This window comes from Salmonella sp. A7 (assembly GCF_020181675.1).
GTDB lineage: Bacteria > Pseudomonadota > Gammaproteobacteria > Enterobacterales > Enterobacteriaceae > Salmonella > Salmonella enterica.
In genome coordinates, this window is sequence record NZ_CP084001.1 from 2923687 (window position 1) to 2948123 (window position 24437).

General features: G+C 53.0%; 24 protein-coding genes. 12 read left to right on the plus strand and 12 right to left on the minus strand.

The window, feature by feature from the left end; genetic code table 11:
• The first annotated feature begins 56 nt into the window (after positions 1 to 56).
• The 6 genes from hcp to LCS67_RS14380 all read left to right on the plus strand — a co-directional run bounded on the left by hcp (position 57) and on the right by LCS67_RS14380 (position 8158).
• Positions 57 to 1709, plus strand: coding sequence for a hydroxylamine reductase (gene hcp, locus LCS67_RS14355; RefSeq protein WP_000458785.1), 1653 nt, complete (start codon positions 57 to 59; stop codon positions 1707 to 1709).
• Between the two features lie 11 nt (positions 1710 to 1720).
• Entirely contained in the window at positions 1721 to 2689 is a 969-nt protein-coding gene (gene hcr / locus LCS67_RS14360) for an NADH oxidoreductase (RefSeq protein WP_024151567.1), read from the plus strand.
• 157 nt (positions 2690 to 2846) lie between these two features.
• Positions 2847 to 4565, plus strand: a complete 1719-nt coding sequence (poxB, locus tag LCS67_RS14365; protein ID WP_000815321.1) for a ubiquinone-dependent pyruvate dehydrogenase — start codon at positions 2847 to 2849, stop codon at positions 4563 to 4565.
• A gap of 38 nt (positions 4566 to 4603) precedes the next feature.
• The gene (gene ltaE / locus LCS67_RS14370; RefSeq protein WP_031569921.1) at positions 4604 to 5605 is read left to right on the plus strand and encodes a low-specificity L-threonine aldolase; all 1002 of its coding nucleotides are present in this window, start codon (positions 4604 to 4606) and stop codon (positions 5603 to 5605) included.
• Positions 5606 to 5615: 10 nt separating this feature from the next.
• Positions 5616 to 7049 (plus strand): SDR family oxidoreductase, encoded by a 1434-nt coding sequence (locus LCS67_RS14375; RefSeq protein WP_031569925.1) that lies wholly within the window; start codon positions 5616 to 5618, stop codon positions 7047 to 7049.
• A gap of 95 nt (positions 7050 to 7144) precedes the next feature.
• Entirely contained in the window at positions 7145 to 8158 is a 1014-nt protein-coding gene (locus LCS67_RS14380; RefSeq protein WP_000866907.1) for an NAD-dependent epimerase/dehydratase family protein, read from the plus strand.
• On the opposite strand, the gene LCS67_RS14385 is transcribed toward LCS67_RS14380, so the two are convergent.
• Both LCS67_RS14385 and LCS67_RS14390 read right to left on the minus strand, forming a co-directional pair.
• Positions 8155 to 8985 carry an N-acetylmuramoyl-L-alanine amidase gene (locus LCS67_RS14385; RefSeq protein ID WP_023203679.1) on the minus strand — a complete coding sequence of 277 codons (831 nt, stop codon included), beginning with the start codon at positions 8983 to 8985 and terminating at the stop codon, positions 8155 to 8157. The genes LCS67_RS14380 and LCS67_RS14385 overlap by 4 nt on opposite strands.
• Positions 8982 to 9305, minus strand: a complete 324-nt coding sequence (locus tag LCS67_RS14390; protein ID WP_001160725.1) for a heavy metal-binding domain-containing protein — start codon at positions 9303 to 9305, stop codon at positions 8982 to 8984. Before LCS67_RS14390 ends, LCS67_RS14385 begins: the two co-directional genes overlap by 4 nt.
• A gap of 127 nt (positions 9306 to 9432) precedes the next feature.
• Here LCS67_RS14390 and LCS67_RS14395 point away from each other — a divergent pair, with 127 nt between their 5' ends.
• From LCS67_RS14395 to artJ, 6 genes are all read left to right on the plus strand, one after another.
• On the plus strand, positions 9433 to 9948 hold the full coding sequence (locus tag LCS67_RS14395; RefSeq protein WP_001270724.1) for a lipoprotein: 516 nt from the start codon (positions 9433 to 9435) through the stop codon (positions 9946 to 9948).
• Between the two features lie 228 nt (positions 9949 to 10176).
• Positions 10177 to 10905, plus strand: a complete 729-nt coding sequence (gene artP / locus LCS67_RS14400; protein ID WP_000027186.1) for an arginine ABC transporter ATP-binding protein ArtP — start codon at positions 10177 to 10179, stop codon at positions 10903 to 10905.
• Between the two features lie 17 nt (positions 10906 to 10922).
• Positions 10923 to 11654 (plus strand): arginine ABC transporter substrate-binding protein ArtI, encoded by a 732-nt coding sequence (artI, locus tag LCS67_RS14405; protein WP_000756586.1) that lies wholly within the window; start codon positions 10923 to 10925, stop codon positions 11652 to 11654.
• A 6-nt stretch (positions 11655 to 11660) separates the two neighbouring features.
• The gene (gene artQ / locus LCS67_RS14410; RefSeq protein ID WP_001001677.1) at positions 11661 to 12377 is read left to right on the plus strand and encodes an arginine ABC transporter permease ArtQ; all 717 of its coding nucleotides are present in this window, start codon (positions 11661 to 11663) and stop codon (positions 12375 to 12377) included.
• Complete coding sequence (artM, locus tag LCS67_RS14415) at positions 12377 to 13045, plus strand: arginine ABC transporter permease ArtM (RefSeq protein WP_000895393.1); 669 nt, start codon at positions 12377 to 12379, stop codon at positions 13043 to 13045. Before artQ ends, artM begins: the two co-directional genes overlap by 1 nt.
• Positions 13046 to 13281: 236 nt before the next feature.
• The gene (artJ, locus tag LCS67_RS14420; protein ID WP_000737537.1) at positions 13282 to 14013 is read left to right on the plus strand and encodes an arginine ABC transporter substrate-binding protein ArtJ; all 732 of its coding nucleotides are present in this window, start codon (positions 13282 to 13284) and stop codon (positions 14011 to 14013) included.
• A 206-nt stretch (positions 14014 to 14219) separates the two neighbouring features.
• Here the strand turns inward: artJ and LCS67_RS14425 are convergent, their stop codons facing one another.
• From LCS67_RS14425 to LCS67_RS14470, 10 genes are all read right to left on the minus strand, one after another.
• Complete coding sequence (locus LCS67_RS14425; protein ID WP_023197601.1) at positions 14220 to 15707, minus strand: sulfatase; 1488 nt, start codon at positions 15705 to 15707, stop codon at positions 14220 to 14222.
• 9 nt (positions 15708 to 15716) lie between these two features.
• Complete coding sequence (locus LCS67_RS14430) at positions 15717 to 16037, minus strand: PTS sugar transporter subunit IIB (protein WP_000655399.1); 321 nt, start codon at positions 16035 to 16037, stop codon at positions 15717 to 15719.
• 29 nt (positions 16038 to 16066) lie between these two features.
• Positions 16067 to 17410 carry a PTS sugar transporter subunit IIC gene (locus tag LCS67_RS14435; protein WP_000399318.1) on the minus strand — a complete coding sequence of 448 codons (1344 nt, stop codon included), beginning with the start codon at positions 17408 to 17410 and terminating at the stop codon, positions 16067 to 16069.
• 294 nt (positions 17411 to 17704) lie between these two features.
• Complete coding sequence (gene rlmC, locus LCS67_RS14440; RefSeq protein ID WP_001149800.1) at positions 17705 to 18832, minus strand: 23S rRNA (uracil(747)-C(5))-methyltransferase RlmC; 1128 nt, start codon at positions 18830 to 18832, stop codon at positions 17705 to 17707.
• A 42-nt stretch (positions 18833 to 18874) separates the two neighbouring features.
• A complete protein-coding gene (locus LCS67_RS14445; RefSeq protein WP_000505788.1) occupies positions 18875 to 19348 on the minus strand; it encodes a YbjO family protein in 474 nt (157 codons plus the stop codon).
• A gap of 73 nt (positions 19349 to 19421) precedes the next feature.
• Positions 19422 to 20267: a putrescine ABC transporter permease PotI gene (potI, locus tag LCS67_RS14450; RefSeq protein ID WP_001061621.1), complete on the minus strand. Its 846-nt coding sequence runs from the start codon at positions 20265 to 20267 to the stop codon at positions 19422 to 19424.
• Positions 20264 to 21217: a putrescine ABC transporter permease PotH gene (gene potH / locus LCS67_RS14455; protein WP_000105453.1), complete on the minus strand. Its 954-nt coding sequence runs from the start codon at positions 21215 to 21217 to the stop codon at positions 20264 to 20266. The genes potI and potH overlap by 4 nt, the downstream gene beginning before the upstream one ends.
• Before the next feature lie 9 nt (positions 21218 to 21226).
• Positions 21227 to 22360: a putrescine ABC transporter ATP-binding subunit PotG gene (gene potG, locus LCS67_RS14460; protein WP_001000690.1), complete on the minus strand. Its 1134-nt coding sequence runs from the start codon at positions 22358 to 22360 to the stop codon at positions 21227 to 21229.
• 87 nt (positions 22361 to 22447) lie between these two features.
• Positions 22448 to 23560 (minus strand): spermidine/putrescine ABC transporter substrate-binding protein PotF, encoded by a 1113-nt coding sequence (gene potF / locus LCS67_RS14465; protein WP_000125769.1) that lies wholly within the window; start codon positions 23558 to 23560, stop codon positions 22448 to 22450.
• A gap of 348 nt (positions 23561 to 23908) precedes the next feature.
• Positions 23909 to 24385 carry a YbjN domain-containing protein gene (locus LCS67_RS14470; protein WP_000624810.1) on the minus strand — a complete coding sequence of 159 codons (477 nt, stop codon included), beginning with the start codon at positions 24383 to 24385 and terminating at the stop codon, positions 23909 to 23911.
• Positions 24386 to 24437 lie beyond the last annotated feature (52 nt).

A 24437-nucleotide genomic window follows, 5' to 3' on the forward strand; every position in this document is an offset into this window, starting at 1 on the left:
GTTCACAGGCATAACCTTAAACATGTATATTAAATATAACTTTAAAAGGTGTGACCATGTTTTGTGTGCAATGTGAACAAACCATCCGTACACCAGCCGGAAACGGCTGCTCCTACGCGCAGGGAATGTGCGGTAAAACAGCTGAAACGTCCGATCTGCAGGATCTGCTGATTGCGGCTTTGCAAGGTTTGTCTGCCTGGGCGGTGAAGGCCCGTGAATATGGCATCATTAATCACGACGTTGATAACTTTGCGCCGCGCGCGTTTTTCTCCACGCTGACCAACGTTAACTTCGACTCTCCGCGTATCGTCGGCTACGCCCGTGAAGCGATTGCCTTGCGTGAAGCGTTGAAAGCGCAGTGCCTGAGCGTGGATGCCAATGCGCATTGCGACAATCCGATGGCCGATCTGCAACTGGTTAGCGACGATCTGGGCGAACTGCAACGTCAGGCGGCGGAATTTACCCCGAATAAAGACAAAGCCGCCATTGGCGAGAATATCCTCGGCCTGCGTCTGCTGTGCCTGTACGGTCTGAAAGGCGCGGCGGCGTATATGGAGCACGCGCACGTTCTCGGTCAATACGACAACGACATTTACGCCCAGTACCACAAAATCATGGCCTGGCTCGGCACCTGGCCTGCTGATATGAACGCGCTGCTGGAGTGCGCAATGGAAATCGGCCAGATGAACTTTAAAGTGATGAGCATTCTGGATGCCGGTGAAACCACCAAATACGGCCACCCAACGCCGACTCAGGTCAACGTCAAAGCGACTGAAGGCAAGTGCATTCTGATCTCCGGTCACGATCTGAAAGATCTCTACAACCTGCTGGAGCAGACCGAAGGCACCGGTGTTAACGTCTACACTCACGGTGAAATGCTGCCCGCACATGGCTATCCGGAACTGCGTAAATTCAAGCATCTGGTCGGTAACTACGGCAGCGGCTGGCAGAATCAGCAGGTCGAGTTCGCCCGCTTCCCTGGCCCAATCGTGATGACCTCTAACTGCATTATCGACCCGACCGTGGGCAGCTATGACGACCGTATCTGGACTCGTAGCATCGTCGGCTGGCCGGGCGTTAGCCATCTTGAAGGTGATGACTTCGGGCCGGTCATTGCCCAGGCGCAGCAGATGGCGGGCTTCCCGTATAGCGAAATTCCGCATCTCATCACCGTCGGTTTTGGCCGTCAGACCCTGCTCGGAGCTGCCGATACGCTCATCGATCTGGTCAGTCGTGAAAAACTGCGCCACATCTTCCTGGTCGGCGGCTGTGACGGCGCGCGCGGCGAGCGTAACTACTTTACCGATTTCGCCACCAGCGTACCGGATGACTGCCTGATCCTGACTCTGGCGTGCGGTAAATACCGTTTCAACAAACTGGAGTTCGGCGACATCGAAGGGCTGCCGCGTCTGGTCGATGCCGGTCAGTGTAACGATGCTTACTCCGCGATTATCCTGGCGGTGACGCTGGCGGAAAAACTGGGCTGCGGCGTCAACGATCTGCCGCTATCGCTGGTGCTCTCCTGGTTTGAGCAGAAAGCGATCGTGATTCTGCTGACGCTGCTGTCATTAGGCGTGAAAAATATTGTCACCGGGCCGACCGCGCCGGGCTTCTTCACGCCGGATCTGCTGGCTATCCTCAACGAGAAGTTCGGTCTGCGTTCCGTGACCACCGTTGAAGAAGACATGAAGCAATTGCTGAGCGCGTAAGGAGGCCAATGATGACGATGCCAACCTCACAATGTCCCTGGCGAATGCAGGTGCATCACATCCGTCAGGAGACGCCGGATGTATGGACAATTGCGCTATTATGCCATGACTACTACCCTTACCGCGCCGGGCAGTATGCGCTGGTGAGCGTGCGTAATTCAGCGGAAACGCTGCGCGCCTACACCCTTTCGTCTACGCCGGGCGTCAGTGAATATATCACGCTGACCGTTCGTCGGATTGAAGATGGCACGGGTTCACAGTGGTTGACCCATGACATCAAGCGCGGCGATTACATCTGGCTGTCTGATGCAATGGGCGATTTTACCTGTGACGATAAAACAGAAGATAAGTTTCTGCTGCTCGCCGCCGGTTGTGGCGTAACGCCAATCATGTCGATGCGTCGCTGGCTGGCGAAATACCGCCCGCAGGCCGATGTGCAGGTCATCTTTAACGTCCGTTCGCCGGATGATGTGATTTTTGCCGACGAGTGGCAACAGTATCCGGTCACGCTAGTGGCGGAAAAACATGCCACGGAAGGTTTTGTCGCGGGCCGTCTGACCACGGAATTGTTACAGCGCGTACCGGATTTGGCATCGCGCACCATCATGACCTGCGGCCCGGCGCCCTATATGGATTTCGTCGAACAGGGAGTGAAAGCGCTTGGCGTAACGCGCTTCTTTAAAGAGAAGTTCTTCACGCCGGTGGCGGAAACGGCAACCAGCGGCCTGAAATTCACCAAACTACAGCCAGCGCAGGAATTTTATGCCCCGATCGGTACAACGCTGTTGGAGGCGCTGGAGAGTAATAAAGTACCGGTTGCCGCTGCCTGTCGGGCAGGTGTTTGCGGCTGCTGTAAAACCAAAGTCGTTTCCGGCGACTATACGGTGAGCAGCACCATGACGCTGAGCGAGGCGGAGATTGCCGAAGGTTACGTACTGGCCTGCTCCTGCCATCCGCAGGGTGATCTTGTTCTCGCATAATCGGTAAACGTTCCATCATAGGCCCGGTAAGCGTTATCGCCACCGGGCGATTTACCACTCGCTTCATCCTTTCGCCCCTCTCTCCGCCAAAGAAAAACGTCATCGTCATCTTCAACTAAACTTGTAACCGTTATCACATTTAAGGAGATGGAGAACCATGAAACAAACCGTTGCTGCTTTTATCGCCAAAACGCTGGAACAGGCTGGCGTAAAACGAATCTGGGGCGTCACTGGCGACTCCCTGAACGGCCTGAGCGATAGTCTTAATCGTATGGGAACCATTGAATGGATGCCAACCCGCCACGAAGAGGTTGCCGCTTTCGCCGCCGGCGCACAAGCGCAGCTTACCGGCGAGCTGGCAGTGTGCGCCGGTTCATGCGGACCGGGCAACCTGCACCTGATCAATGGCCTGTTTGATTGCCACCGTAACCACGTCCCTGTTCTGGCGATCGCCGCCCATATTCCGTCCAGTGAAATCGGCAGCGGTTATTTCCAGGAGACCCACCCGCAGGAGTTGTTCCGTGAATGCAGCCACTATTGCGAGTTGGTTTCCAGCCCGGAGCAGATCCCGCAGGTACTCGCCATCGCCATGCGCAAAGCGGTGTTAAATCGCGGCGTCTCCGTGGTCGTACTTCCGGGTGACGTGGCGCTAAAACCTGCGCCTGAAAACGCCGTCACTCATTGGTACCATGCCCCGCACCCCGTCGTCACGCCGGCGGAAGAAGAGCTGAAAAAACTGGCGCAACTGCTGCGCTACTCCAGCAATATCGCATTGATGTGCGGTAGCGGCTGCGCGGGCGCGCATGAGGAGTTGGTCGCGTTGGCGGCAAAACTAAAAGCGCCAATCGTTCATGCCCTGCGCGGCAAAGAGCACGTTGAGTACGATAATCCTTATGATGTGGGAATGACCGGCCTGATTGGCTTCTCTTCTGGCTTCCACACCATGATGAACGCCGATACGCTGATCCTGCTCGGCACCCAGTTCCCCTACCGCGCCTTTTATCCGAGCGATGCCAAAATCATTCAGATTGACATCAACCCGGGCAGTATTGGCGCGCACAGCAAAGTCGACATGGCGCTGGTGGGCGATATTAAAGCCACGCTTCGCGCCCTGCTGCCGCTGGTGGAAGAAAAAAACAATCGTAAATTCCTCGATAAAGCTCTGGAGCACTATCGGGACGCCCGTAAGGGACTTGATGACTTAGCCAAACTCAGCGACAAAGCCATCCATCCGCAATATCTGGCGCAACAAATTAGCCATTTCGCCGCTGACGACGCTATTTTTACCTGCGATGTCGGCACGCCGACCGTCTGGGCGGCCCGCTATCTAAAAATGAACGGCAAGCGCCGCCTGCTGGGCTCGTTTAACCACGGGTCAATGGCCAACGCCATGCCGCAGGCGCTCGGCGCTCAGGCCACCGCGCCTGATCGTCAGGTTATCGCGATGTGCGGTGATGGCGGCTTCAGTATGCTGATGGGCGATTTTCTCTCGGTGGTACAGATGAAGCTGCCGATAAAAATCGTCGTCTTTAATAACAGCGTGCTGGGCTTTGTGGCGATGGAAATGAAAGCCGGCGGCTACCTTACCGACGGTACCGAACTGCACGACACCAATTTCGCGCGTATCGCCGAAGCCTGCGGCATTACCGGTATTCGTGTGGAAAAAGCCGCAGACGTGGACGGAGCGCTACAGCGCGCGTTTTCCATTGACGGCCCGGTACTGGTTGACGTGGTCGTGGCAAAAGAAGAGCTGGCGATCCCGCCGCAGATCAAACTGGAACAAGCGAAAGGCTTTAGCCTGTACATGCTACGCGCCATTATTAGCGGCCGCGGCGATGAAGTGATCGAACTGGCGAAAACGAACTGGCTAAGGTAAAACAGTGCACATCACCTTTTAAAATCCAGGGATGTGCCATGATTGATTTACGCAGTGATACCGTTACCCGACCGGGCCGCGCCATGCTCGAGGCGATGATGACCGCCCCGGTCGGGGACGACGTATACGGCGATGACCCTACCGTTAACGCCCTTCAGCGCTACGCCGCCGACCTTTCCGGTAAAGAAGCGGCGCTTTTTTTACCCACCGGCACCCAGGCCAATCTGGTCGCGCTACTTAGCCATTGTGAACGCGGCGAAGAGTATATCGTCGGTCAGGGCGCGCATAATTATCTCTATGAAGCTGGCGGCGCTGCGGTGCTCGGCAGCATTCAGCCGCAGCCCATCGACACCGCCGCGGACGGTACACTGCCGCTGGAGAACGTGGCGGCGAAGATTAAAGCGGATGACATCCACTTCGCGCGCACGCGCTTGCTCAGTCTGGAAAATACGCATAACGGGAAAGTGCTGCCGCGCGCGTATCTGAAAGACGCCTGGACATTTACCCGCGAACGTGGACTGGCGCTGCACGTTGACGGCGCCCGAATTTTTAACGCGGTGGTTGCCTACGGCTGTGAGTTAAAAGAGATTACGCAGTATTGCGACTCTTTTACCATCTGCCTGTCAAAAGGTCTCGGAACGCCGGTCGGTTCGCTGCTGGTCGGCAACCGCGATTACATTAAACGCGCGACGCGCTGGCGTAAAATGGTCGGCGGCGGAATGCGTCAGGCCGGGATTCTGGCAGCGGCCGGACTGTATGCGCTGAAGCATAACGTGGCGCGTCTGCAAGAGGACCATGATAACGCCGCCTGGCTGGCGCAGCAGCTTCGGGAAGCAGGTGCGGAGGTCATGCGCCACGAAACGAATATGCTGTTTGTTCGCGTTGGCGAAGCACAGGCCGCCGCGCTTGGCGACTATTTACGGGAACGGAATATCCTGATTAACGCCGCGCCGATTGTGCGTCTGGTGACGCATCTGGATGTTTCTCGCGAACAGCTTGCCGACGTCGTCGCCCACTGGCGCGCCTTTTTAGCCCGCTAAGGAGAGCAACGTGGCGCAACGCATTCTGGTTCTCGGCGCCAGCGGCTATATCGGCCAGCACCTGGCCTTTGCGCTAAGTCAGCAAGGGCATCAGGTGCGGGCGGCGGCGCGGCGCGTCGAACGTCTGGAAAAACAGCGCCTCGCCAACGTCAGTTGTCATAAGGTCGATCTGCACTGGCCGGAAAATTTACCCGCACTGCTTCGCGACATTGATACCGTTTACTATCTGGTACACGGCATGGGCGAAGGCGGCGATTTTATCGCCCATGAGCGTCAGGCGGCGCTCAACGTGCGCGACGCGCTGCGCCAGACGCCGGTTAAGCAACTTATTTTCCTCAGTTCATTGCAGGCGCCGGCGCATGAGCAATCCGATCACCTGCGCGCCCGCCAGCTTACGGCTGACACGCTGCGCGACGCAGGCGTGCCGGTGACGGAATTACGCGCCGGGATCATCGTCGGCGCAGGCTCCGCCGCCTTCGAAGTCATGCGTGACATGGTTTACAACCTGCCAATACTCACGCCGCCGCGCTGGGTGCGTTCGCGCACCACGCCCATCGCTCTGGAAAATTTACTCTACTACCTGGTCGGCTTGCTGGACCACCCTGCGCGCGAGCATCGTATTCTGGAAGCCGCCGGGCCGCAGGTATTAAGCTATCAGCAGCAGTTTGAACGTTTTATGGCCGTCAGCGGTAAACGGCGTCCGCTAATCCCGGTTCCTTTTCCGACCCGCTGGATTTCGGTCTGGTTTTTAAACGTCATTACCTCCGTGCCGCCGACTACCGCAAAAGCCTTAATCCAGGGGTTAAGGCACGATTTGCTGGCCGATGACGCCGCGTTAAAAAAGTTGATCCCCCAAACGCTTATCACCTTTGATGACGCCGTTCGCCGCACGCTGAAAGAAGAAGAAAAACTGGTGAACTCCAGCGACTGGGGCTACGACGCGCTGGCCTTCGCCCGCTGGCGTCCCGAATACGGCTATTTTCCAAAGCAGGCGGGCTTTACCGCGCAGACCCCGGCCAGCCTATCGGCGCTATGGCAGGTCGTAAATCGGCTGGGTGGCAAAGAGGGCTATTTTTTCGGCAATATTTTGTGGCAGACGCGCGCCGCGATGGACCGTCTGGTGGGGCATAAACTGGCGAAAGGCCGCCCGTCGCATACCTTGCTCAAGCCTGGCGATACGGTAGATAGCTGGAAAGTGATCATTGTCGAGCCAGAAAAACAGCTCACGCTCTTGTTTGGTATGAAAGCGCCGGGTCTGGGGCGGCTTAGCTTCACGCTGCACGATAAAGGTCGCTACCGCGAAATTGACGTGCGCGCCTGGTGGCATCCACACGGAATGCCGGGCCTGATTTACTGGCTACTGATGATCCCGGCGCACCTGTTTATTTTCCGGGGAATGGCAAGGCGTATTGCCCGACTTGCAGAACAAATCACAGAAAAATGAGAAAAAGTTGCTGTATTCTTTCGTGTTTCCCATTGCATACCGACGTAATTCACGGAAGAATGCGCACGACGGTTTATTAAACACAGTGGATTGATATGAAGGTACTGGTTACCGGCGCCACCAGCGGCTTAGGTCGAAACGCGGTTGAATTTTTGCGCAATAAAGGCATCAGCGTCAGAGCGACGGGTCGCAATGAAGCGATGGGCAAGCTGCTTGAAAAAATGGGCGCGGAATTCGTCCATGCGGATTTAACCGAACTGGTCTCCTCGCAGGCTAAAGTGATGCTCGCCGGGATCGACACGTTGTGGCACTGCTCCAGCTTTACCTCGCCCTGGGGAACCCAACAAGCTTTCGATCTGGCGAATGTTCGCGCCACCCGCCGTCTGGGAGAATGGGCGGTCGCCTGGGGCGTGCGCAATTTTATTCATATCTCCTCTCCCTCGCTCTATTTTGATTACCACCATCACCGTGATATCAAAGAGGATTTCCGTCCGCATCGGTTTGCCAATGAGTTCGCCCGCAGTAAAGCCGCCGGTGAAGAGGTGATTAATCTGCTGGCGCAGGCTAATCCGCAAACACGTTTTACGGTGTTGCGTCCGCAAAGCCTGTTTGGCCCGCACGATAAAGTATTTATCCCACGTCTGGCGCATATGATGCACCATTACGGTAGCGTCTTATTACCGCACGGGGGCAGCGCGCTGGTCGATATGACCTACTATGAAAATGCGATCCACGCCATGTGGCTGGCCAGCCAGCCGGGCTGCGATCATCTGCCTTCTGGCCGCGCTTATAACATCACTAACGGCGAAAACCGCACCTTACGCAGCATCGTACAAAAGTTAATTGATGAACTGACTATCGACTGCCGCATTCGCTCTGTGCCTTACCCGATGCTGGATATGATCGCCCGCAGTATGGAGCGCTTCGGCAAAAAATCCGCCAAAGAGCCCCCGCTAACGCATTACGGCGTGTCAAAACTGAATTTTGATTTTACGCTCGATACGACTCGCGCGCAGGAAGAGCTGGGCTACCAGCCCATCGTCACGCTGGACGAAGGCATTGAGCGCACCGCCGCCTGGCTGCGCGATCACGGAAATTTACCGCGTTAATCCTGGCCGTACTTCTCCAGTAATGCTTCGGCAATCGCCTGCGTTTCGGCATCTGCGATACCGTTCCATTGCGCCGGACGGAAGTGCATCTGGAACGCCATAATCACCCGCTGCTGCTCGCGCGCCGTCATATCGGCTTTGACTTCATAGCCATAGCGCGAGAGTAACGCAAGCACCGTTGCGGTATCGACTGGCGTATACGGCGCGCGTCCAGCCAGATAAAACGCCACACGCTGGGCGTCAGGCCAGGCGCCAATCCCCTGCGCCGCCAGCTCGCGCCACGGGAAGCGCGGGCCGGGATCGTCTTTACGCTGCGGCGCGATATCCGCATGGGCCACCACATTCTGCGGTTTGATGTTATAGCGCGCGATAATATCCTTCGCTAACGGAATCAATGCCTGAATTTGCGCGGATTCAAACGGCGCGAAAGATTTCACCCCGCCGGACATTCGCCAGCCGCGATTTTCCAGCTCAATGCCAATAGACGTATCATTGAGACGCGTGGCGCCTCGCCAGAAACTGACGCCCGCATGCCAGGCCTGATCCTGTTCCGGCACCAGTTGCCAGATGCGCGGTTTACCGCCATATAATGGCGGGGTTGCGGGAATCAGGTAATGCGAACTGACGTTGCGACCCGTTAACGTCGCCAGCGAAACGTCAAAATTTTCCGCCGTATAGTGAATCACCAGGACTTTAATGCGCGGATAGGCCGCCTGCGCGCGATGTCGGGTATCAAGCTGATATCCCTCTTTATCGATAATTCCTTTTTCGCTCGCGCAGCCTGTTAACAGCAACGCGAGACCCACCAGCCACAGTAGCGCTCTCATCGGCGCGTTTTCACCGCCGTTCCGCTGACGCTGACCATCAGCATACTGCCATCCTTGCCGACAGTTTCGTAATCAATATCGATGCCTACCACCGCATCGGCGCCCAACGCTTTAGCCTGCTCGCCAAGTTCCTGGAAAGCGATTTCACGCGCTTTACGCAGCTCTTTCTCATACGCGCCGGAACGTCCGCCGACGATATCCCGAATGCCGGCGAAAAAATCGCGGAAAATATTGGCGCCTAAAATGGCTTCGCCCGTTACCACACCGCAATACTCCACGATGCTTTGTCCTTCCAGCGTTGGGGTTGTTGAAAACTGCATAGTGAATCTCCCGGGTTAGCTAAGCACACGATCTCAAACGCATTATCAAGCTGATACGCTATCATTGAAAGGATATAATTGATTATCGTAGATCGGTTTTTGCTCGATCGCCTATAAGGAAATCATCATGCGCTATTCTAAACTCTCTTTGCTCATCCCGTGCGCGCTTCTGCTTAGCGCCTGTACGACCGTCACTCCCGCCTACAAAGATAATGGCCCGCGTATCGGCGCGTGTGTGGAAGGCGGCCCGGACAGCGTGGCTCAACAATTTTACGACTACCGTATTCAACACCACAGCAATGATATCGCCGCGCTTCGCCCCTACTTGAGTGATAACCTGGCGAAATTGTTGACCGACGCCAGCCGCGATACGGAGCACCGCCAGTTGATGAGCGGCGATCTGTTCTCCAGCCGCGCTACGCTGCCGGATAGCGCCAACGTCGCCAGCGCATCAACCATTCCGAACCGAGATGCGCGCAACATTCCTCTGCGGGTGGCGTTAAAACAGGGCGATCAAAGCTGGCAGGATGAAGTGCTTATGATTCACGAAGGCTCATGCTGGGTGATTGACGACGTTCGCTATCTGGGCGGAGATGTCCATGCCCCTGCCGGTACGCTGCGCCAGTCGATAGAAAACCGTTAACAGCCAGTATTCCCCGCTTTTGCACCCATAACCCCGTAAATTGTCTGGCATTCTGCCCGGGATGCCGACAATTCTTCTTACCTACTATTCCTCCTGCTATTTTGTGCTATGTTTAGGGAAGAATGTGGGATATATTTAACTTTTAACGCATAAATATTGCATAACTATTCTGCGAAAGGTACTATCTGCGGCTTCAATAGCTATCAGACTGCCTGTATACGAGTGTCAATGAGTATTCAATTAAACGGCATTAATTGCTTTTACGGCGCGCATCAGGCGCTGTTCGATATCACGCTGGATTGCCCCGAAGGCGAAACGCTGGTGTTGCTTGGCCCAAGCGGGGCGGGTAAAAGTTCGCTGCTGCGTGTACTCAATCTGCTTGAGATGCCGCGCTCCGGCACTCTGACTATCGCCGGGAACCATTTTGACTTTACGAAAACGCCGTCCGATAAGGCGATTCGTGAGCTACGTCAAAATGTCGGAATGGTCTTTCAGCAATATAATCTTTGGCCGCATCTCACCGTTGTGCAGAATCTGATTGAAGCGCCCTGCCGCGTACTGGGTCTGACAAAAGATCAGGCGCTGGCGCGCGCAGAAAAGCTGCTGGAGCGTTTACGTCTGAAGCCCTATAGCGATCGTTATCCGTTGCACCTTTCCGGCGGTCAGCAGCAGCGCGTCGCGATTGCCCGCGCGCTGATGATGGAGCCGCAGGTGCTGCTGTTTGATGAACCGACCGCCGCGCTGGACCCGGAAATTACCGCTCAAATCGTCAGCATTATTCATGAGCTGGCGGAAACGAACATTACTCAGGTGATCGTTACGCATGAAGTCGAAGTGGCGCGTAAGACCGCCAGTCGTGTGATTTATATGGAAAATGGTCACATCGTCGAGCACGGTGATGCGGGTTGCTTTGCCCACCCTCAGACCGAAGCGTTCAAAAACTATCTCTCTCACTAAGATTCGGGACAATGACAATGAAAAAAGTTCTGATTGCCGCGCTAATTGCAGGCTTTAGCCTTTCCGCTACAGCAGCCCAGACCATTCGTTTTGCGACCGAAGCGTCCTATCCGCCGTTCGAATCGATGGATGCTAATAACAAGATTGTCGGCTTTGACGTCGACCTGGCCAACGCGCTATGTAAAGAGATCGACGCCTCCTGTACCTTTACCAATCAGGCGTTCGACAGCCTGATCCCCAGCCTGAAATTCCGCCGCTTCGACGCTGTAATGGCGGGAATGGATATCACGCCGGAACGTGAAAAGCAGGTGCTGTTTACCACGCCATATTACGACAACTCCGCGCTGTTCGTGGGTCAGCAGGGCAAATACACCAGCGTCGATCAACTGAAAGGCAAGAAAGTCGGCGTGCAGAACGGTACGACGCACCAGAAATTCATCATGGATAAGCATCCGGAAATCACCACCGTACCGTATGACAGCTATCAGAACGCGAAGCTGGATCTACAAAATGGCCGTATCGACGCTGTTTTCGGCGACACGGCGGTCGTGACCGAATGGCTGAAAGCCAATCCTAAGCTGGCACCGGTCGGCGATAAAGTCACCGATAAAGATTATTTCGGCACCGGCCTGGGTATCGCGGTACGTCAGGGCAACACCGAGCTGCAGCAGAAATTCAATACTGCGCTGGAAAAAGTGAAGAAAGATGGGACTTACGAGACCATCTATAACAAATGGTTCCAGAAGTAATCTTTGATGAACGAATTTTTTCCTTTAGCAAGCGCCGCCGGGATGACCGTCGGCCTTGCCGTCTGCGCGCTGATCATTGGCCTCGCGTTAGCCATGTTCTTTGCCGTCTGGGAGTCCGTAAAATGGCGCCCGATTGCCTGGATAGGCTCCGCGCTGGTCACTATTTTACGCGGCCTGCCGGAAATTCTGGTGGTGCTGTTTATCTATTTCGGCTCCTCGCAACTCCTGCTTACGCTGTCTGACGGGTTTACCCTCCATCTCGGCTTTACGCAGATCCCGGTGCAAATGGAGATTGAGAACTTTGACGTCAGTCCGTTCCTGTGCGGCGTGATTGCGTTGTCCCTGCTGTATGCGGCCTATGCGTCGCAGACGCTACGCGGCGCGCTGAAAGCCGTTCCATCTGGTCAGTGGGAGTCGGGTCAGGCACTGGGATTATCAAAGACGGCGATTTTTTTCCGTCTGGTGATGCCGCAGATGTGGCGTCACGCCCTGCCAGGGCTGGGTAATCAGTGGCTGGTGTTGCTAAAAGATACGGCTCTGGTCAGCCTTATCAGCGTTAACGATCTGATGTTACAGACCAAAAGTATTGCCACACGCACCCAGGAACCGTTTAACTGGTACATTATTGCGGCGGCTATTTACCTGGTCATTACGCTGATCAGTCAGTACATTCTCAAACGCATAGACCTGCGCGCGACACGTTTTGAGCGGAGGCCGGACTAATGCTTGAGTACTTACCTGAACTGCTAAAAGGGCTACACACCAGCCTGACGCTGACCGTGGCTTCTATTGCCGTCGCTTTGGTGCTGGCGTTAGTTTTTACCATTATCCTGACACTAAAAACGCCGTTCGTGGTGTGGCTGGTGCGCGGCTATATCACGTTGTTTACCGGTACGCCGTTGTTGGTGCAAATTTTCCTGATCTACTACGGACCCGGTCAATTCCCGACACTGCAAGAGTATCCGCTACTCTGGCATCTACTGTCTGAACCGTGGCTGTGCGCACTGATCGCGTTGTCGCTAAACAGCGCCGCTTACACCACGCAGCTATTTTATGGCGCGATTCGCGCGATTCCGGAAGGTCAGTGGCAGTCCTGCGGCGCGCTGGGGATGAGTAAGAAAGATACGCTGGCGATTTTGTTGCCCTATGCGTTTAAACGCGCCCTCTCCTCCTATTCAAATGAGGTGGTACTGGTCTTCAAAAGTACCTCGCTGGCCTATACCATCACCTTGATGGAAGTCATGGGGTACAGTCAGTTGCTCTATGGTCGTACCTACGATGTGATGGTATTTGGCGCGGCAGGCGTAATTTATCTGGTCGTCAACGGTCTATTGACGCTGATGATGCGTTTGATTGAGCGTAAAGCCCTGGCGTTTGAGCGGCGCAATTAACCAGGCAGGATAAGGCATTCTCGCCGCCGTTCGACAATGGTCAGATGGCGCTGCGCTTATCAAGCCTACGATGCATAATATTGAATAAACCCGACGGACAAGTGGTTAACTTGTCCGTCTTTTTTTATCCATTTTAAAATATTTAATCATTTTTATTGCATACAAATTCAATTAATGGCATTGTAAATCTATGCCGCAGACACGGCGCATAATCATAAGATTACGGGAGTGACATCATGAAAAAGTTAGTTCTGGCCGCATTACTCGCCTCTTTCGCCACTGGCAGCATCGCCGCTGAAAAAATCAATTTCGGGGTTTCCGCCACCTATCCCCCGTTTGAATCCCTGGATGCGAGTAATAAAATTGTGGGCTTCGATATCGATCTGGCAACCGCATTATGCAAGCAAATGCAGGCAGAATGTACTTTTACCAATCATGCTTTCGATAGTCTTATCCCGGCGCTGAAATTCAGAAAATATGATGCCGTCATTTCCGGAATGGACATTACCCCGGAGCGCAGTAAGCAGGTCGCCTTTAGCAATCCCTATTATGCGAACTCCGCGCTGGTGATTGCCAAAAAAGACACCTATAAAACCTTTACCGATCTAAAAGGTAAGCGTATCGGTATGGAAAATGGCACCACGCATCAAAAATATCTCCAGGATAAACATCCGGAGGTCAAAACCGTGGCCTACGACAGCTACCAGAATGCGATTATCGACCTGAAAAATGGCCGTATTGACGGTGTCTTTGGCGATACCGCAGTGGTCAATGAGTGGCTGAAAACGAATCCGCAACTGGGTCCGGCAACAGAGAAAGTGACCGATCCGCAATACTTCGGTACCGGACTTGGCATCGCGGTGCGCCCGGACAATAAGGCGTTGCTGGAAAAACTGAATGATGCGCTGGCCGCCATTAAAGCGGACGGCACTTATCAGAAAATCAGCGATCAGTGGTTCCCGCAGTAAGACGTATGTGATTAGCCCACCGTGTTGCGAAATGGCAGTATAAATACCTTATTCAGACCACGAAATCATCCTGGCCTGATAAGCGCAGCGCCATTGAGCATTCTACAGTTTGTCATCAGTCTCAAACGCCTGCATCAACAGGCGATTCGGACTAATACTTGCCGGGTGACGCTGACGCGTACCCGGCTTATAACATTGTTACGTTTTTAGATAACATCCAGACCCAGACGGCGATACTGCTCCGCCGGAGCATCATTTTCTTTCATCAAACGGATAAGTAAGTTGATCATCCTTGCTTCGATGGCCTCATCATGAATAGAATGTTGCTGTTGCGGATCGTCTCTGAGATCAAACAAGAGATGACCAAAGCTATTCACACCTTTATATTTTTCCCTGGCCGGAATACGTAATACCTGAAGCCCTTTAGTGAATTTAAACGGAGGTGCCAGAGATAATTTTCCCAGTTCATCCACGTCATAACGCGCATTCATCTTGATCGGCATTAACGTGTAGTTCGCAATGTCATGCTCACGCCCCGGCTGCGCGGCCCGCATATAAACATAGCGTCCGTCGGTAACATTAACATGTCCGCTAAACACGCCAAACAGCGCGCCTTCCCTGACGGGTTCATCACTGGCAATGACTTTCGCCAGCGGTTGGCCCTGCATATCTGCGGGAATAGGTTGCTGAAAATAATCCAGTAGCGTTGGCGCCCAGTCAATCATCTGCACCAGCGACTGCCGCCGCGCTCCGCATACCGCGCTGCGCGGGTCCCAGATAAACAGCGGGTTATTAGCCACCTCGTTATAATAGGGCATTTGATTTTTAGCCCACCAACCGTGCTCCCCCAGCAAGAAGCCGTGATCGGTACCGACAATCAGCATCGTATCGCGCCAGAGATCGTGTTCATCCATCAGATCAAGGATACGTCCAAGATTGCGGTCGCACATGGAAACCAGGGCCCGATAACGACAGCGAATATGCGCTATCGCCTCCTCGCTTTCACTGACTTTGCCGCGCGGCCAGTCATAATGCGGGCCTTGCCACTCATCGTCATAGAGCGATAAATATTCCTCGGTGGTATAAAACGGCTCATGCGGATCGAACGTCTCAACCTGCAATAACCAGTTATCTTCGGCATGATTTTTATGGATAAAATCGCACCCGGCGTCAAAAACTTTCGTCTGGGGAAAATCGGCTTCCTGCTGGATGTATTCGCGGTTCGCCCAGTCGTGACGCCATAGCCCGGAAACGCCGCCTCCGGTTTGTTTTTGTGGAACGCGCAATACTTCCGGAATGGGCGGCTCGCCAACGCTCGCCTTCCAGTGATCGCCCTCCTGACCGCGTACTACGTCCCAGGAGCTATAGCGGTTATGGTAGTTACCGCCGCCGTCTTCCCAGTAATGCAAATGATCGCTGATAAGATGGGTGTAGATCCCCGCTTTTTTCAATAATTCCGGCATGGAATCATCAAAGGGTTCCAGCGGCCCCCACTCACGATGCAGGAAATTATAGCGCCCGGTGTGCAGTTCCCGACGGGCTGGCATACAGGGCATACTGCCGACATAACTATTGTCAAAGGTGGCGGCATGTGCCGCCAGGCGTTGAAAGTTAGGCGCTTTCGTTAGCAAATCGCCATAGGGCGGCAAATAGTTTTTATTCAGACTGTCAAACAGCAGAATAATCGCTTTCATGACTCACCCTCATTTGTTGAGCAGGTGCGGAAAATTTTTCTCTACCACATCGTAAATCTGTTTACCTATTGATTCGCCATCCATGATATTTTCAATGGGAATGAGATATTGTCCGTGTTTAGGATCGAGGCTAACAACATCAAGCAATTTTTTCGAAATCGCATAAATATCTGCCCAGTCGGTAAATCCACCGACCTCTCCCGCTGCCGTATGCTCCATATCAAAAGAGAAGTCATATTTTGCTAACGCTTTTTTAACCACAGTCTGTAACATTACGCTACTGCCTACACCATAACCGCATACGAATAAAATATTTACAGAATCTTTCATAATAAAATCCTTTATATAAACCGAATCAATTAAATGGAATAAGGACCAAGATGGAACGTTGAAGCAATAAATTTCAGTAATTCACAAATCGCAGGCCACAGAGTCGCCCAGTCAAATATTCCCGTCCAGCCCACGCCTTCTTTTGCCAGCCCGGTTAAAGGAATGGCCCATACCGTACCGAAAGTCTGAATAATCCCTAACAGGAAAGTACAAATAATAACGGAACGATATCCCCCCATTCGGTTGGCTAATACGCCGATGGGACCGCCGGAAAAGAAGAGCGGAACAAAACCAGGCAATACCATAATAGGGCTATGGATGAGCAGCAGAATGCCCATGGAAAAAATCGTGCCGAAGGTACAAAAGACGAATCCCAGCGTGGCCGCGTTCGGCGAAAAAGGTAATAAAGCAGCAACATCCACAGCCGGTATAGCGTTAGGAATAAAGCGATCCTGCCATCCTTTAAACGAACCGTTAATTTCGCCTACCATCATCCGCACGCCCTGCAGCAAGATGACCATATACATAGAGAATTGCAGGCCCAGATTGATGATATAGATATACCAGGGTTTGCCTTTCGCCATTAACTGTACGTTATCGATTCCTGTCGCCAATAAAAAACCGCCAACGAAGAGCGTCATCACAATGGCGATTGCCGTCACGTTGTGGTTAAAAATGGCTAACCAACCGGGAAGTTTCAGGTTTTCGGCGTCATGCTTTTCCGGATCGCCGAATTTATGCGCGAATTTCGAGAAAAACCACAGTCCCAACATCTGGTTATGCGCGATGGTAAAACCGGCGTTATTGGTCACTTTGGCGATGGGTTTAACAATAAGCGTGGTTGAAAACGCCCAAAAGACCCCGGTCAATACCCCGGCAATCACAATGGATTGTACCCAACCGAACCCCAGCCAGAAGACAATTAACCACAGTACCGCCTGTGAATGTGAGACCCCGGTATTACCGGTAAGAAATATACCTTTTGCGCCAGTATAACGACCAAATAAAACTAATATCAGGTTAGTAAAAAACGCCAGTACAAAAACGTATCCTACATAGCCGAAATTATCGCCCAGCGCTATTTGCGTCGCGGCTTTCATGGCGTATGAATCCATTAAGTATCCATGCACGCCATAAGCCTTGCTGACTGCCTCTGCAACCGGTTTAAAAGTGGCTGAAAATTGAAAGCCGCCAAATAACACCATCATCAAACCGACCATCGCGCTGATCATACCGGTGATAATTTTTATAGGCGTCTTTTTATCCAGCGCATAGCCAACACCGACTAATATCCCAATTAATATTGCCGGTTCAGTTAAAAACGTTTGAATAACATCTATAAATTTGGCAAACATCGTCTGAACGCCCTCCATAAGCGTGCCTATTCGTTGTCATGATTGACCCCTTTACTGACGTTGCGTATTGCTTCGCTGATGCTATTGAAATTTACCCGATAAACCACCTTGTCTAATTTTGCCTTACACGCACTGTAATAATCAAAATTAGTCATTAAAAGATTTAAAGTGATTATTTGTGATTTGATTTGCAAAAATAGGGTAATATATAACCATGATCGATCGGAGTTTTTTATCGATCGATCATGGTTATTATTATTTATGGATAATTAGACAGTTAATATAGATATTTTGTATGTCTAGCTTTTGGCGCTACAGCCTGTAAAGCAATGTTAACACTTCATAATGCGCGGTATGCGGGAACATATCGAAAAGCTGAACACGTTGAATACGGTAGTTCGGCAGATGGCGAATATCCTGTGCCATCGTCTGCGCGTTACAGCTTGAATAAATGATAAAACGCGGCGCCATTTGTGCAAGGTAATCGCACAACGGCTTGCCAATGCCGCGGCGGGGAGGATTCACCAACACCAGATCGGGCGTTTCACCTTGTGCGGTGGCGAATTGGGTGGAATCCAGCGCCTGGAAATGAAGGCGGGTCAATCCCAGCTCGGCAGCGGATTGCTTCGCGCAGGCAATCGCCTCCGGCGCGATCTCAATACCGGTTAATTGCATCTGCGGCGTCGCGCAGTGCAGGCCGAATCCGCCCACTCCGCAAAAAAGATCCCACATATGGCGTACCGGCAGTTGCCCTACCCAGTCACGCGCCGTCGCATATAATCGGCTGGCGACCGTAGGGTTGGTCTGAAAGAAACTTTGCGGACGAATCCACAGCGGCACATCGTTAAAACGTTCCGCCAGCGCCTGCTGATCCGTCAGGTAGATTTCCTTCTCCCCTTCCATAATCGCCATATGTACCGGCTGAATATTTGCGGTGATCACCCTGAGCTGCGGCAGTTGCGCACGCAGCCACGGTAACGCCGCGCGCAGTTGCGTAAGTTTGGTTTCTGAACGCAACACGAAGCGTAGCATCATGCCGCCATCGAACTGACTTTCCGTCAGCAACAGGTATTTCAGTTCGCCGCGTTTTCGCGCCACGTTATAAGGCGTGAGTCCGGCACGGGCAATAAAAGGTTTTAGCGCGCTGAATACGGGGGCAAAGGAGGCGGGATACAGCGGGCAGCCGCAAAGATCGACTGGCGTACCGTCGCGATGCAGCATCCCGAAGAGCGGTTTTTCTACACTACCGCTCACGACCATTTTCGCTTTGTTGCGGAAATGCTGTTCCGGGCCGCCAATCGGCGCGCACCACTGTTCAACAGGCAGCCCGGTCAGCAAACGATGTAAATCGGCTGTTTTTGCGGAAAGTTGTTCGTTAACCGACTGCGTAATCCATTGACAGGAACGGCAGCGACCCGCGTCATAGAGTGCGCACTGCATACCAAAAAACCTTCATATTATCCGGGGCGACGATTATACACATTATTGCAGCCGGAAGAACCGACGGCTGGGAGCGGGAATAAACAGCAGAAACAGAATTAAAAGATCGGGGAGTTTTTGCATGACCAGGGAATGCAGGATATCACGCTTCGATTCTCCCGCGATGCTAAACAACTCCGGATACCCGTAGCCTAACGACGCCGCCCACAGATACCCACTCACAATAATTTGTGTCGCCAGGTACACCCAGCGCGCCCAGCTACGGCCTTTCACCAGCGAAAACGCACAATAAATTTCAACAAAGACCAGCACTAAGCTTGCCAGAAAGACCAGGGTTAAGCTCCACGTCTGCACACTGCGATGAATAAACTCGCCCATCCCACGTATGCCGAGGGTATTCATAATCATCAGCACATCGAGACCGCGAATCAAAATAATCGCCATAGCCGCAACCTGCACCAGCGTAGGCACATTTAAACGGGCATGTGATGAGGTTGATTGCTTTATAAATCCCAATGAATGTCTTCCCTGAAAATGATGCCGCGACCCGCGCGGCAACGCATTGCCATAGTGGAAGATTTTAGTGGCTTCAGCCGCGTCTTGCACGCTGGATATCGCGAATCCGCTGTTTTTCCGCTCGCGCCATCAGGTACCAGGCAATAAATCCGACGATTCCTACCACGCCGAGGATTAACGTCGCCAGCGCGTTGATTTCCGGGTTCACGCCCATGCGCACACTGGAGAAAACCAGCATCGGTAGCGTGGTGGCGCCGGGACCGGAAACGAAGCTGGCAATCACCAGATCGTCAAGGGAGAGCGTAAAGGCCAACAGCCAGCCCGAGATCACCGCTGGCATGATCATCGGTAACGTAATGACAAAAAAGACCTTCAACGGCGCCGCGCCAAGATCCATCGCCGCCTCTTCAATCGAACGATCCAGTTCGCGTAATCGCGAAGCGATCACCACTGCCACATAGGCGGTACAGAAAGTGACGTGCGCCAACCAGATGGTCAGCATTCCGCGATCGGAGGGCCAGCCGATAGCATGACCGAGCGCGACAAACAGTAGCAGCAGCGACAGCCCGGTAATCACATCCGGCATCACCAGCGGCGCGGTGATCATAAACGCAAAGCCGTTTGCGCCGCGAAATCGTCCAAATCGCACCATCACCACCGCAGCGATAGTACCGAGCACCACCGCCATCGTCGCCGCGCAGGCGGCAATTGTCAGGCTTAGTCCCACTGCGCTCATCATGGCGGAATCCCGAAAGAGCTCGCCATACCAGCGCGTCGACCATCCCGCCCACACCGTCACCAGCTTCGAACTGTTAAACGAGTAAATCACCAACATTAACATCGGCGCATAGAGAAAAGTAAACCCCAGCACCAGAATCAGAATGCGCCAGGGCGAGCGAACGACCGGTAAGTTATTCATCCGTGCTCCCCCACACTTTTTTGCTGATGTTTATGGAACCACATGATCGGTACTATCAGCAGCAGCAACATAATAATGGCGACCGCAGAAGCCACCGGCCAGTCGCGGTTATTGAAAAACTCCTGCCACAGGACGCGACCAATCATGATACTGTCCGGCCCGCCAAGCAGTTCCGGGATCACGAATTCGCCCACCGCCGGGATAAAAACCAGCATCGAGCCAGCGATGATTCCGCCTTTGGTGAGCGGGACAATGATGCTAAAAAACGTTTTCAGCGGTCGGGCGCCGAGATCCAACGACGCTTCCACCAGCGAATAATCAATGCGCGTCAACGCGGTATAAATGGGCAGAACCATAAACGGCAGATACGCATAAACAATGCCGATATAGACGGCCAGGTTAGTGTGCAGGATCGTCAGCGGCTGATCGATAACCCCTAGCCACAGCAACACATTGTTCAGCACACCGTTGTTTTTCAAAATGCCCATCCAGGCATAGACGCGTATTAAAAAAGACGTCCACGAGGGCAGAATCACCAACAGCAGCAGGATATTGCGCGTGGAGGGCTTGCTGTGCGCCACCGCCCACGCCAGCGGGTAGCCCAGCAGCAGGCAGCAGATCGTGGAAATACCGGCAATTTGTAACGATTGCAGATAGGCTTCGAAATAGAGCGGATCGTCGGTCAGTTGCAAAAAATTGCCGAGGTTGAGCGTAATCGACAACTGACCGTCAGCCCATTCCAGCAGATCGGTATACGGCGGGATCGCCCGCGCCATTTCCGCCAGGCTTATCTTAAAGACGATAAGAAACGGCAGTAAAAACAGTAGAATGAGCCAGATATAAGGCAAAGCAATAACCAGCTTACGCCCATGTTTCATTTGCATTCGCGCCAACCATAGCGCCGCGCCGCCAGGTTTACTGATGCGTGCCGGAGGTTCAAGTGTGCTCATGTTTCCCCCTTATACCGTCAGGACCACGCAGCTATCCGCTTCCCAGCACAAACGCACTTCATCGCCCCAGGTCGGTAACCCTTTCCGGTAACGGTGCGCATTCTGCAGTTGAGCGCTGATCATCTGCCCGCTTTTTAGCCGCACATGATAAATAGACAGATCGCCGAGATACGCAATATGCGCCACTTCGCCGACGGCGAAATTATAGCCATCGGCAGGCGGCGACTCACACAGCATGATTTTTTCCGGACGTAGCGCCACATATACCGGCACATTATCAACGACAGAGGCATCTGCATCGACTTTTAACGGATGAACCAAACCGGGCGCGTCAATGACCAGACCGTCCTCTTCACGCGCTTTCAGTAAGCCCTCAAAAACATTTACCGATCCGATAAATTCGGCGCTGTAGCGGGTCGTCGGATGCTCGTAAATCTCCTCCGGTTCGCCAATTTGCACAAATTTTCCACGGTTCATGATGGCAATGCGCCCCGCCATCGTCATCGCTTCTTCCTGATCGTGCGTCACCATGACGCAGGTCACGCCGACGCGCTCAAGGATATCCACCACTTCAAGCTGCATCCGGTCGCGTAATTTTTTATCCAGCGCGCCCATCGGTTCATCCAACAAGAGCAGCTTAGGACGTTTCGCCAGGCTGCGCGCCAGGGCCACGCGCTGACGCTGACCGCCGGAAAGCTGATGCGGCTTACGTTTCGCAAACTCCTGCATGTGCACCAGACCCAGCATTTCATTGACGCGGCTGGTAATCTCCGCCTTCGGCAGTTTGTCCTGCTTCAGACCAAAAGCGATGTTCTGCTCTACCGTCATATGCGGAAACAACGCATAGGACTGAAACATCATATTAATCGGACGCTGATACGGCGGAACATGCGCCAGATCGACGCCGTCGAGCATAATTTGCCCGCTGCTCGGCGGTTCAAAACCTGCCAGCATCCGTAGCAGAGTCGATTTTCCACAACCTGACGCGCCCAGCAGGGCAAAAATCTCACCTTTATAGATAGTCAGACTGACATCATCGACAGCATGTTGCCCGTCGAATGACTTCGTCAGGTTGCGAATTTCCAGAAGCGGCGTCAGCGCTTTACGGATTTTCACCTGCGGGCGGTGGGGGACATCATTCACAAGGCGCTCTCCGGCATAACACAATCAAACGATACAAACGGTGGAATGCCCGATAGCGCACGCTTATCAGGCCATACCGTTAATAAATTACTTACCGCTTTTCACCTTCGTCCATGCGCGGGTGCGGACGCGATCAATCTTCGGCTCCTGCACTTTCAGGGTAAACAACTTGGCCCGCACATCCGCCGGCGGATAAATTCCCGGGTTATCGCGCACCTGCTGGCTGACCAGCGCCGTCGCCTCTTTATTCGCATTGGCGTAGAAAACGTGATCGGAAATATGAGCAATCACATCAGGGCGCAGCAGATAATTAAGGAACTGGTAGGCCTCGTCTTTATTTTTGGCGTCAGCCGGCATGGCAAACACATCAAAAAATGCCATTGCCCCCTCTTTGGGGATCGAGAAAGAGATATTGACGCCATTTTTCGCCTCTTTCGCCCGGTTAGCGGCCTGCCAGACATCGCCCGCCCAGCCGATGGCCACACAGGTATCGCCATTAGCCAGATCGTTAATGTATTGCGAGGAGTGGAAATAGCGAATGTTTGGCCGTAGCTTCAACAACAGATCGGTTGCCGGGCCGGTGTAGTCATCCGCTTTGCTGCTATTCGGATCTTTACCCAGATAGTTCAGCACGGTAGCAAAAATTTCTTCAGGCGCATCAAGGAAAGAGACGCCGCAGCTTTTTAGCTTCTCCAGATTTTCCGGCTTGAGGACTAAATCCCAGCTATTCACTGGCGCATCATCCCCCAGCACCGCTTTCACTTTATCAACGTTATAGCCAATGCCCGTCGTGGCCCACATGTAGGGCATGGCGTATTTGTTGTCAGGATCGTGCTTCGCTACCAGTTTCAGCAGTTCAGGATCGAGGTTTTTCCAGCCGGGAAGTTTGCTTTTATCCAGCGGCTGAAAAACGCCCGCGGTGAGCTGGCGCTCAAGAAAACTGGCCGATGGCACCACCAGATCGAACCCGGTGCTGCCTGCCATTAACTTGCCTTCCAGCACTTCGTTAGAGTCAAAGACATCATAGATAACGTTAATCCCGGTCTCTTTTTCAAAGTTCGCCACCGTGTCCGGCGCGATATAATCTGACCAGTTATAAATGTGCAGCGTTTTTTGTTCGGCAGCGAGCGTGCCGACAGAGACGACCATCAGAGCACCCGCAACCAGACCCGATAGCCATTTTTTCTTTAAGGCGGTCATCATCGCTTTCCTTCTGAAATCCGTTAACAAATGAACCCATTAGGCGTGGTTTAAAACATGCCTGAAATGTGCATACCTTTTCATTTGATACAAATGAAGAAGAGAGGTCGCCCTCCCTGCCATCAAGCTCGCTATAGAAGCTTCGCAAGAATAACTTTAGCTAAGGTTTGAGGCTATAGCCCAGATTAAAAAACGCCTTTTATCAATTTTTTATGCAGGTTTTGTCTATGTGATAAAGCGAAATGGTCAGAAAGGAGGTGAATAATTCTTTAAATAAAGGTTAATGGCAGCATAAAAAAACGTAAACAGCAGCCGCGCTGGCAGCGACTGCCTGATTATCGGGAGGGATCAGTGAAGAAAATGGTCAACCGCGCTGGTTTTTTGCGCGTCTTCTTCCGCGTTAAACAGAAGCTGATGCGCCCCGGCCTCAAGGATCACCATAGAAATCTGCTCTTCACTTTGGCGAACAAACCATTCGAACTGTTCGTAGGTGACGCCTTGCATAACGGATAAAGACTGGCACACAACCAGTTTTGGCAGATTATCATCCTGCATATCGAGAAAGGCTTTTACCGTCAACGAACTGGCGTTGATAGCAGAGAGATCGGCCGCCAGCGGCAGCAACGCGGAAGGCCTGACCTCCGCCATCGCGGAAAAAAGAATGGTGTTGTCCACCAAATCGATTTTAGCATCGTAGACGCCGTCAAAATTCTGCATATGCGGCAAATGCAGCGCCTGGCAGGTATCACATTCGAAGAAATTCATGCCCAGGTCGTCGAGCCATTGACGCAACGTATCCAGAGTGGGAACGACCAGTGATATCATAATAATGTGCTACCTCTTACGATGACGATGAAAAATTACCGGCACAGCTTAC